10 protein-coding genes are annotated in these 9,670 nt (G+C 37.3%); 1 reads left to right on the top strand and 9 read right to left on the bottom strand.

All coding sequences use genetic code 11. From position 1 onward, the window contains the following. The 5 genes from HMPREF9074_RS00990 to HMPREF9074_RS00970 all read right to left on the bottom strand — a co-directional run. Window positions 1–248 (bottom strand): hypothetical protein (locus HMPREF9074_RS00990; protein WP_034539295.1); only part of this gene is annotated, 248 nt, incomplete at its 3' end. Between the two features lie 129 nt (window positions 249–377). After that, window positions 378–3,239, bottom strand: coding sequence for a translation initiation factor IF-2 (infB, locus tag HMPREF9074_RS00985; protein ID WP_009389519.1), 2,862 nt, complete (start codon window positions 3,237–3,239; stop codon window positions 378–380). A gap of 104 nt (window positions 3,240–3,343) precedes the next feature. Next, complete coding sequence (gene nusA / locus HMPREF9074_RS00980) at window positions 3,344–4,576, bottom strand: transcription termination factor NusA (RefSeq protein ID WP_009389520.1); 1,233 nt, start codon at window positions 4,574–4,576, stop codon at window positions 3,344–3,346. Window positions 4,577–4,586: 10 nt separating this feature from the next. Continuing rightward, window positions 4,587–5,054, bottom strand: a complete 468-nt coding sequence (gene rimP / locus HMPREF9074_RS00975; protein ID WP_009389521.1) for a ribosome assembly cofactor RimP — start codon at window positions 5,052–5,054, stop codon at window positions 4,587–4,589. 445 nt (window positions 5,055–5,499) lie between these two features. Beyond that, window positions 5,500–5,784 carry a hypothetical protein gene (locus HMPREF9074_RS00970; RefSeq protein WP_034539294.1) on the bottom strand — a complete coding sequence of 95 codons (285 nt, stop codon included), beginning with the start codon at window positions 5,782–5,784 and terminating at the stop codon, window positions 5,500–5,502. A 92-nt stretch (window positions 5,785–5,876) separates the two neighbouring features. Between HMPREF9074_RS00970 and HMPREF9074_RS00965 the strand changes: the two genes are divergently transcribed. Further along, complete coding sequence (locus tag HMPREF9074_RS00965; protein ID WP_009389522.1) at window positions 5,877–6,422, top strand: tyrosine-protein phosphatase; 546 nt, start codon at window positions 5,877–5,879, stop codon at window positions 6,420–6,422. Between the two features lie 172 nt (window positions 6,423–6,594). Here the strand turns inward: HMPREF9074_RS00965 and HMPREF9074_RS00960 are convergent, their stop codons facing one another. The 4 genes from HMPREF9074_RS00960 to HMPREF9074_RS00945 are packed head-to-tail and all read right to left on the bottom strand — an operon-like array spanning window position 6,595 to window position 9,392. After that, window positions 6,595–7,053 carry a hypothetical protein gene (locus HMPREF9074_RS00960; RefSeq protein ID WP_034539352.1) on the bottom strand — a complete coding sequence of 153 codons (459 nt, stop codon included), beginning with the start codon at window positions 7,051–7,053 and terminating at the stop codon, window positions 6,595–6,597. Window positions 7,054–7,066: 13 nt separating this feature from the next. Further along, window positions 7,067–7,828 (bottom strand): hypothetical protein, encoded by a 762-nt coding sequence (locus HMPREF9074_RS00955; RefSeq protein WP_009389524.1) that lies wholly within the window; start codon window positions 7,826–7,828, stop codon window positions 7,067–7,069. Between the two features lie 6 nt (window positions 7,829–7,834). Further along, window positions 7,835–8,701 (bottom strand): hypothetical protein, encoded by an 867-nt coding sequence (locus HMPREF9074_RS00950; protein WP_009389525.1) that lies wholly within the window; start codon window positions 8,699–8,701, stop codon window positions 7,835–7,837. A 34-nt stretch (window positions 8,702–8,735) separates the two neighbouring features. Further along, complete coding sequence (locus tag HMPREF9074_RS00945) at window positions 8,736–9,392, bottom strand: leucine-rich repeat domain-containing protein (protein WP_009389526.1); 657 nt, start codon at window positions 9,390–9,392, stop codon at window positions 8,736–8,738. Between the last annotated feature and the right edge of the window lie 278 nt (window positions 9,393–9,670).

Below are 9,670 nucleotides of genomic sequence, written 5' to 3'. Positions count from 1 at the left end.
AAACTTATCATTGAGAATAAAAGTAGTATTACTTTTGTTATAAAACTATTTTCTTTCTCCTGTTCTCGGATATAGTCATTTGCAAGGTCTGATTTCTCTTTTCCTTTCTCTAACTGTACTTTAGGCTCCTGCTCTATGGCATAGTATTTTTCAGGCGCTTGGGTAGCTTCATCAGTAGGAGCGTTTTGCCCTATAGCCAAAAAGGGAAGCAAGCCCCAAAAAAGCAGTATTAAAACAAAACGTTTCATAGTTCAATCTTTTATAATTTCTAATGCAAAATTAAGAAAAGAAAACAAGAGTGCAAGTTTTTTTTGTTAAAAACATAAAGGCTGTACAGCGAATACTTGTACAGCCTTTATTATTTAGGTATTTTTATACTACAGTTTTTTCTTCACTGCCACCTCTTGGTAGGCTTCTATTACATCACCTTCGTGAATATCGTTGTAGTTCTTAATTTGCAATCCGCAGTCGTAACCTTTGCTCACTTCCTTCACATCGTCTTTGAAGCGTTTAAGCGAAGATAACTCTCCGGTGTAAATCACCACGTTATCGCGTATAAGTCTGATTTTAGAATTGCGATATATCTTACCGTCAGTCACCATACAGCCGGCTATCGTACCCACTTTCGATATCTTGAAGAGCTCGCGTATTTCTACTGTACCGGTTACTTCTTCCTTAAATACAGGCGATAACATACCCTCCATAGCGTCTTTAAGGTCGTTGATAGCATCATAGATAATTGAGTAAGTACGTATATCTATCGATTCTTTCTCTGCCAAAGCACGAGCGTTTGTCATCGGACGTACGTTGAAGCCTATGATGATAGCATCCGAAGCCGAAGCCAAGAGCACATCCGATTCGGTAATAGCACCCACTCCCTTGTGTATAATCGAGATTTGTATCTCTTCGGTAGAGAGTTTTTGGAATGAATCGGTAAGAGCTTCTACCGAACCATCTACGTCCCCTTTCAAAATGATGTTCAGCTGCTTAAAGTCGCCCAATGCTATACGTCTACCTATCTCATCTAAGGTGATGTGGCGTTGAGTGCGTACTGACTGTTCGCGCTGTAGTTGTGCGCGTTTAGCCACTATCTGTTTAGCTTCTTTTTCGTCTTCAAACACATAGAATTTATCACCCGCCTGCGGAGCGCCGTCTAAGCCCAAAATAGTGATAGGGGTAGAAGGCCCTGCTTCTTTCACTTTCTTGCCGCGCTCATCGTGCATAGCGCGTATTTTGCCCGAGTTAGTACCTGCTAGCACATAGTCTCCTACGTGCAGCGTACCGTTTTCTACCAGTACGGTCGATACATACCCGCGTCCTTTATCAAGAGCCGCTTCCACTACGGTACCGATAGCCGCCTTATTAGGGTTAGCTTTCAGTTCAAGTACCTCAGCTTCTAAAAGCACTTTTTCTAACAATTCTTGTACGCCAATACCTTTCTTAGCCGAAATGTCTTGCGACTGTATCTTACCGCCCCACTCTTCTACTAAAAGGTTCATACCCGCCAAGCGTTCTTTTATCTTGTCAGGGTTAGCGTTAGGTTTATCAATTTTGTTGATAGCAAAGATGATAGGCACACCCGCTGCCTGTGCGTGGCTGATAGCCTCTTTAGTTTGCGGCATCACATCGTCATCGGCAGCTACCACTATAATAGCGATGTCAGTAACCTTAGTACCACGAGCACGCATCGCCGTAAAGGCTTCGTGTCCTGGGGTATCGAGGAAAGTGATGCGTTCACCGCTCTCAAGTCTCACCCCATAAGCACCTATGTGCTGAGTGATACCTCCACTTTCGCCAGCTATCACATTTTCTTTTCGTATATAGTCTAATAGCGAGGTCTTACCGTGGTCTACGTGTCCCATTACCGTTACGATAGGCGCACGAGGTACCAAATCCTCTGGCTTATCTTCTTCTATATGTATAGCCTCTTCAATATTAGCAGTAGCAAATTCTACTTCGAAACCAAACTCGTCAGCCACTATGCTAAGCGTTTCAGCATCAAGGCGTTGGTTCATCGTCACCATAATACCAAGCGTCATACAAGCCCCTATAACCCTATTGATAGGCACATCCATCATCGTAGCCAACTCATTAACGGTTACGAACTCCGTTAGCTTCAAGATTTTCTCTTGTTGTTCTTGTTCTGCGAGTTCTTGTTCTACCTTTTGGCGGTGAGTTTCTCGTTTTTCTTTGCGGTATTTAGCCCCTTTTGATTTGGTAGTCTTGCCTTGTAGGCGTTCGAGGGTTTCGCGTACTTGCTTTTGTACCTCTTCTTCGGTAGGCTCTATTTTAGCGAATATTTTAGCTTTTTTCTCTTTCTTAGCGCTGTCGCCTTTGCCTGCTGCTGCGGCATTAGGCTCATCTTTGCGTATGCGTTTGCGTTTGCGTTTTTCGCTATCGTTAGCAGCGTTAGCAACAGTAGTTGTCTGAGCGTCTTTCTCTTTATCCTTACCTCTACTTCTCTTCTTCTTTTTCTTCTTTTTCTCAAACTGACTGAGGTCAATCTTCTCACCCACTACCTTCGGACCTGTAAGTTTTTGGTACTGAGTTTCAATGATTCCTATAGGAGCTTCGGGGGTGTATTCTTCTTTGTGCTTAAGAGCGTTTTCCTTTTTCTTAGGAGGGGCAACTGACTGAATGAGCGGGTTCTGATACACAGTTTTATTTTTCTGAGCAGCCTGATTGCGGTCTTTTTCCTTATCTTTTTTCTTGTCCTTTTCTTTACCCTCTTTGTGGTCTTTTTTAGCGGACAAATCAGAGGTTGGCGCTTCTTCTTTTTTAGCAGGAGCAGCAGCCGTAGGGGCATCAGTAGCCGTAGGGGTTACTGTCTCTGCAGGAGTAGGTGCCGGTGCAGCCACCGCTGGTTTCTCAGCAGCACTTTTACCACCATCTAAGTCTATTTTGCCCACAGGCTTCAGACCCGCTAAGTGTCCTTTGGCTTTAATAACCTCTCGTTCTTGCTGACGGCGTTTCTCTTGGTTCTCCTTCTCTTGCTCTATACGTATTGCCTCACGCTCTTTCCGTTTGTCTTCTACTATTTCTTTAGAAACGGCGCGCTTACTCTTATCTGCACTAAATTTGTTTAAAAGGAATTGATACGCCTCTTCTGAAATCTTAGTGTTAGGACTGGCATCAATCTCAATATTCTTATGCTTCTTGAGTTCTTCTGCTGCCGTACTCAAAGAGATGTTCACATCCTTCAAAACCTTGCTTATTCTTATTGTTTTTCCCTCGCTCATATATTTTTTTTAATAATTATCAATGATCAATTGCTAATCGTCAATTGTTTTCGCCCCCTTGTGTGAGACTTCAAAACAGGCAACCCTCTGCCCATCTCGCAATATTATTCAAATTCTTCAGCCAATACACGTTGTATTTCCTTTACAGTTTCCTCTTCAAGGTCAGTACGCGTCATTAGCTCTTCAGGGGTAAGCTCCAATACACTCTTAGCAGTGTCAAGCCCTGCATTGTGCAATTGCTCTATTATCCACCCCTCTATTTCATCGTCAAACTCAGTGAGTTCTATATCCTCATCGGTAATCCCTTCGCGATACACATCTATCTCATAGCCAGTTAGCTGACTTGCCAAGCGTATATTGTACCCCGACTTACCAATCGCTTTCGATACCTCTTCATTAGGCAAAAACACATCTGCGCGTTTCTCTTCTTCATTAAGGGTAACCGAAGTTACGTGCGCAGGAGCCAAAGCGCGAGTAATAAGCAGCGAAACATTGTTCGTAAACGGAATCACATCTATATTCTCATTGCCCAACTCGCGTACGATACCGTGTATACGAGCCCCGCGTACCCCTACGCAAGCCCCTACAGCATCAATGCGCTCGTCAAACGAATCAACCGCCACTTTAGCCTTTTCACCAGGTATACGCACCACCTTATTCACCGTGATGATACCATCGGCAATCTCAGGAATTTCTTGCTCAAAAAGGCGTTGCAAGAAAATAGGCGAGGTACGCGACATAATAATAGTAGGTTTCGTACTCTTAAGTTCTACCGATTCTATAATACCGCGCACGTGTTCCCCTTTCTTAAAGAAATCCGAAGGGATTTGCTTTTCCTTAGGAAGAATAATCTCATTGCCCTCATCGTCTAATAAGATGATAGCTTTGTGTCTAATATGGTGAATTTCAGCCACTACTATCTGTCCAATAAGGTCTTTAAATCTACGGTAGATAGTCGTGCTGTCGTATTCGTGAATTTTAGAAATCAAGTTTTGGCGTAGTGCCAAGATAGCACGTCTACCAAGGTCATTAATTTTAATTTCTTCTGAAACATCTTCACCTACTTCAAAGTCAGGTTCTATTTTTCTAGCTACCGATAGTGCAATTTCTTGGTTGTCATTGGTCACAGCACCATCTTCTACCACTATGCGGTTTCTGAATATTTGTAGGTCGCCTTTATCGGGGTTAATAATGATGTCGAAATTATCGTCAGAGCCGTATTTCTTTTTTAGGGTATTGCGAAAAACCTCTTCCAAAATAGCCATAAGGGTTTCGCGGTTAATCAGTTTGTCATCTTTAAACTCCGAGAAAGATTCGATTAATTCAAGACTATTCATATACGTTCAATTAAAATTTAATGATTACTTTAGCTTCTTTTATATCTGATAAGGCAAAAGAATGTTCTTTTTTCACTGTTATTTTGCCTTTGCCTACAGGTTTAGGCTCACGTGTTTCAGTTTCAAGGGTTACCACTCCGTCTGCTTCGCCTTTTAGCACCCCTTCTTGCACTTTGCCATCGGTAGTGGTTATTTGCACGGTTCTACCCACATTTTTAGCGTACTGACGAGGTAGCACAAAAGGTTCAGTAGCCCCAAACGAAGTTACTTCTAACGAAAAATCAGCCCCTTCAGCATCCAAAGGCGCTTCTACAGCCCTACTTAAGGCGATACAATCGTCAATTCCCACCCCGTTATCGCCGTCAATTACCACGGTGATAGCGTTGTCAGCCGACACTTTTAGGTCAGTGAGAAACAGCGTCGGAGTAGCTTCTAAGGCTTTGTCTACTAAGGCTTTAACTTGGTCTTTAAAATTCATTTTCTATAAAAAGAGGGGACTCAAACGTCCCCTCCAACAGTTAAAATTCGGTGCAAAGATACGAAGTTTTTTTGAAATAACAAGAAAAAACAGAAAAAAGGTTGCTCGCTATTGCAAGCAACCCTAATTTCTAATGTTAAAATTTTGCTAAAATCGTTAGCATCCCTTACTTTTGCAACACCTTTGAAAGTCAAAGGTGCCTATGCAAAACGGGCAGGTGTTTTGTGATAAATAAAGAGGAAAGTATGAATTTAAAGATACGATTTAGATTCAAACCCGTTTTTATCTTAATACAGATTTCTAAAAAGAAATTCTTGTTTAAAATCAGATATTAACGGGCAGGCAGCGGGAGGTCGCAACTCCTTGCTGCCTTTCTCTTTTTTATATCGCTGCAAAAGTACTACTATTTTTTGAAATACACAAAACTTTTTATTGAGGTGTCTATTTAGCTACATACTAATTGACTTTGGGAAACGGGAGAACCCTCTACAATTCTTTTCATTAATTTGTTAAAGATAGTATCTTTATTTTGTGAGCGATTGATTCTAAAACTATACTCAGCTAAATAGCGGTCTATATTAAACTCTGAAACCCAAGAATATATACCTCGTAATTTGCGACAGCAATATCCATCTTCCCACTTTAAAGAAGCTAGATATTCTTCGCAATCTAAGTCTGTTTTAAAGCGTTCAGTAAACTCTAAGAGGCTTTGTCCCTTAAATAATTCCATAACACATTAATTTTCAAAGTGCAAATATATAAAATTATTTAGACACCTCAATAGATTTTTATTATTGTTTTTTGTAAAAAGAAATAAAGATTATGACAAAAATTACTCTAAAGTTCTTTTTATTTTTACTGCCATTGTTACCTATATGGGGACAAACTCCTGCTACTGTCGTGCATTCTCAGGCAAATCTATACCAAGTGGATAGTTTGCCCTATCGCAGTGAACAGTTGGTTAAGGCTAATAAGGAGGTCATTAAGCGTACGCCTATCAAGACCATTATCAACCTGCGATATTTCACTCGTTCCAAAGATAGAAAGGAGTTCTACTTCACTGATGGGATTACCCTTATCAACCACCCACTACTTACTTGGCGTATCACCCTCAAGGATATCGCCCAAGTGCTACAACGTATTCGTAAGGCACAACAGCAAGGGGCAGTACTTATCCATTGCTACCATGGTGCTGATCGTACTGGGATTATGGTAGCTATGTATCGTATTATCTACCACGGCTGGAGTATCGCCGCAGCTAAAAAAGAAATGCTCCAAGGTACCTATGCCTATCATAGCATCTGGAAAAACTTGGAAGCACTATTTACTGAAGAGACTGTGAAGGAAGTAAGAGAACTTTTAAAGTGAAAAATGAAAAGTGAAAAACTCTAATCCTTTAAGACGCAATAAATTGAGTCTCTACCCTAACGCTGGTTAAGCTAATTCCTAACAAAACTGATTTTTGAAGAGACACAATTTATTGGTTTTTAAAATATTATTGCAATATTTTAGTATTTAAGACTATATTATAAAAATAGTATCAGAGTAGACTTTCAAAAAGAGAAATGAACTTTCCTAACCAATACCCAGCATCTTGTGGTCTTGTATCTAAATCTAAGATGTTTTCTTCTATTTTAGGAAATTCTTTGATATACACCTCCCTTGTCCATTCATATAGACGCGGATTACTTTTTGAACGTATAGCTGTAATTAGGATGTCATATCCATCCTTTTTATTCTCCTTATAAATATCCCGGAAAGTATTGATAACAGTCCTCATATCAGACCAAGAATTAAGAAAAACTCTTACATTTCTACCCTCTATATTCTTATTATAGATAGCCCAAAAATCTCTTTGGTAAGGAGAAGCATTTTCATTATTAGGATCAAGTTTCTTAAACTCTTCTACAAAACCATTTTGTAACAACCATTCATCAATTTTATTAGAAAGTCTTGTTTTACCACTATTACCCTTTCCTTGTAATAATATTACTTTCATATTCTTTAAATTTTTATTCATTCTCTATCTTTGGAACTTTAAATCTGTATACCTCTGGAAAATATTTAGACAATCCCAAATCATTTGTATTGAGTTCTAAATCACTTATAATGATATTATGAGTATTTTTATCTTTTAAAATATTAGCTACTATTTCATCTTTTCCAATATTCCAGTTTTTAAGATATGATTCATATAATTCTGTTTCATACATTTTACCTCCTATTTGTATTCTCTTTGGTAAAATATACCCTTCAAAAAATATAAAATCTCCAAAATCAAGACTATAGTTATAATAATAATCTGTTATACTACATTTAGTGGAAATATAATATTGCGCTGTATCTCTATCTATTCTCAGTATAGTAGGAAAAACTAAATTCGTATACCCTAAATCCTTTTTTTGATAGTTTAACTGATAATTTTTAGATATTCTAATTGTATATAATTCTGTATCTGCATCATATTTTATAGGTTCCATAAATATTGGTTCACTAACAAATTTTACAAATACTTCTTGAGCAATCATTTCTATAGCTTCTTTTATATATTGCATTCTTTCTTGATATTCTTCCGTCTTCTCAAATTCTCCTTTTTTTGTAAACTCTATAAATTCATCTTTTATTTCCTTTTTTATTCTGTCCCAATCTGTTGTTCCTATTAATTCTCTTTTAGTAATAGAACTCATTTTCTTTTTCTGAGTAACTATTTGTGCTGATATATCTGTAAAACAACCTATTAGGATTAATAGTAATAAATATTTTATCTTTTTCATATTCTTTTACTCATTATACCAAATTACTCTTGTAACTTTTCCAACTAATTTGCCTCCGTCATAAGCATATTTTGTCTTCCAATTTCCTTTTCCATCATAAGCATATTTGAATGTATATTCTACAAGTTCATAACCAAGTTGTCCTATTACAGAAATGACATTCCCTTTATCATCATATTTAAGTTCTACTTTATTTCCATCAGAAGACCATTCTGAAAGATTATTATTCTTATCATATTTGTAGTTATATACAAAAACACCTCCTTCCACGAGTTCTTGTATAGTTGCCTTCGTTAGGTTACCCCTTTCATCATATTCAAATCTAAATTCTCCACTTTCATCTTCTTCTCCATAATTTAATGAATAATCTCTAAATTTTTCAATTACAATATTTCCTTTGTTATCATATATGTATTTACTTTCCCAATCTATTTTGTATTCTTTTGACATATAGTCTTCTTTTAGAATATTTTTACCTATAATAATTCCTTTATCATTATACTTATATTCTATTATGGCATCTCCATATTCATCTGATGTTATTCGCCTTATTTCATTTGTTCCTTCATAAGTCATCTTAGCACCTTTATTTGCATATCCGCAATACTTTACATTGCCATTTTCATCAAAATCATAAGGAAATCCATCTTTTACTTGAGCTCTATAGCCTTCCCCTTGTGCATTTATTATATTATATGGGGAGGGTATATCGGGTATAGTCCCTTCAATAGTACTATAGAAATCCTTAAAAGGAACAGAATTAGGATAATGACCTTTAATATTAAACCTTTCCATATCCGATTTCTTATACTGTGCATTCACAAAGGTACTTCCTATTAGAAAGCTAACAACAATTATCAATATATGTTTCATTTATTTAAGTTTTTATATTTTTTATTTCTTGTTTTTATGGTTTTTCTCTTACTATTTTATCAAAATAACTATCTCTGTATGCAAATTTATAAAGATTTACACTATGTTTTGGCACATATACCTTTTTCAAAATTCCTTCTCTAAACGCCCCATTAATAAAAGGTGGTTTTTCTCCTTCAAACGTAATAGTTGTTAATTTTCTACAAGGATTAAAGCAATCTGAGCCAAGTTCTTCAACATTTTTAGGGATAACAAGATCTGACAATTCTTCACAAAAACTAAAGGCTAAAGATTCTATCTTTATCAGACTGTTAGGCAACCTAACAGAAGATAATGAACTACAATCCATAAAAGTCTCTTCTCGTATTACTGTTATTCCTTCAGGTATCTCTATACTTTCTAATTTAGAACATCCTTCAAAAGCTGATTCACCAATATCTATTAATCCTTTAGGAAATACTATAGATACCAATTTCTTTTTACCTGCAAAAGCTATTTTTCCTATAGCTGTAACATTCTTAAGAACTTTGTCTTTTTCCATATTTATAGAAACTGTCTCTTCGTTAAGCCATTTAACAAGCGTTTTTCCATCTTCACTTAGTTCATAATCATTAGGAGAAATATTACTCCCACAACTATTAATAGCCAATACTCCCAGCACTACTATTATTGTCAAAAAAATTCTTTTCATTTCTATTATTTATTTTGATTACTCTATATCAAAAAAAAGCAAACCTACTCACGAAAAAATTTCGTAAGCAGGTTTGCTTATGTCAAAAATTTTGTATACGCGCGTGCGTAAGCTGTGTTAGTTACAGTGCATAATAAGGGCTGGCTGGCTGGCTTGCTGGCTGGCTGGCTTGCTTGCTTGCTTGCTTGCTTGCTGGCTTGCTTGCTGGCTTGCTTGCTTGCTTGCTGGCTTGCTGGCTTGCTTGCTTGCTTGCTTGCTTGCTTGCTTGCTTGCTTGCT

The sequence above is a fragment of the Capnocytophaga sp. oral taxon 329 str. F0087 genome, from assembly GCF_000213295.2.
GTDB lineage: Bacteria > Bacteroidota > Bacteroidia > Flavobacteriales > Flavobacteriaceae > Capnocytophaga > Capnocytophaga leadbetteri_A.
The sequence above is the reverse complement of the archived record's forward strand: the minus strand, read 5'-3'. Positions and strand labels throughout refer to the sequence as shown.

Coding starts and splice junctions, on each gene's coding strand:
- HMPREF9074_RS00960 (WP_034539352.1), bottom strand. CDS start 7,053: ATGAAAGTAATATTATTACAAGGAAAGGGTAATAGTGGTAAAACAAGA.
- HMPREF9074_RS00945 (WP_009389526.1), bottom strand. CDS start 9,392: ATGAAAAGAATTTTTTTGACAATAATAGTAGTGCTGGGAGTATTGGCT.
- HMPREF9074_RS00965 (WP_009389522.1), top strand. CDS start 5,877: ATGACAAAAATTACTCTAAAGTTCTTTTTATTTTTACTGCCATTGTTA.
- HMPREF9074_RS00950 (WP_009389525.1), bottom strand. CDS start 8,701: ATGAAACATATATTGATAATTGTTGTTAGCTTTCTAATAGGAAGTACC.
- infB (WP_009389519.1), bottom strand. CDS start 3,239: ATGAGCGAGGGAAAAACAATAAGAATAAGCAAGGTTTTGAAGGATGTG.
- rimP (WP_009389521.1), bottom strand. CDS start 5,054: ATGAATTTTAAAGACCAAGTTAAAGCCTTAGTAGACAAAGCCTTAGAA.
- HMPREF9074_RS00970 (WP_034539294.1), bottom strand. CDS start 5,784: ATGGAATTATTTAAGGGACAAAGCCTCTTAGAGTTTACTGAACGCTTT.
- nusA (WP_009389520.1), bottom strand. CDS start 4,576: ATGAATAGTCTTGAATTAATCGAATCTTTCTCGGAGTTTAAAGATGAC.
- HMPREF9074_RS00955 (WP_009389524.1), bottom strand. CDS start 7,828: ATGAAAAAGATAAAATATTTATTACTATTAATCCTAATAGGTTGTTTT.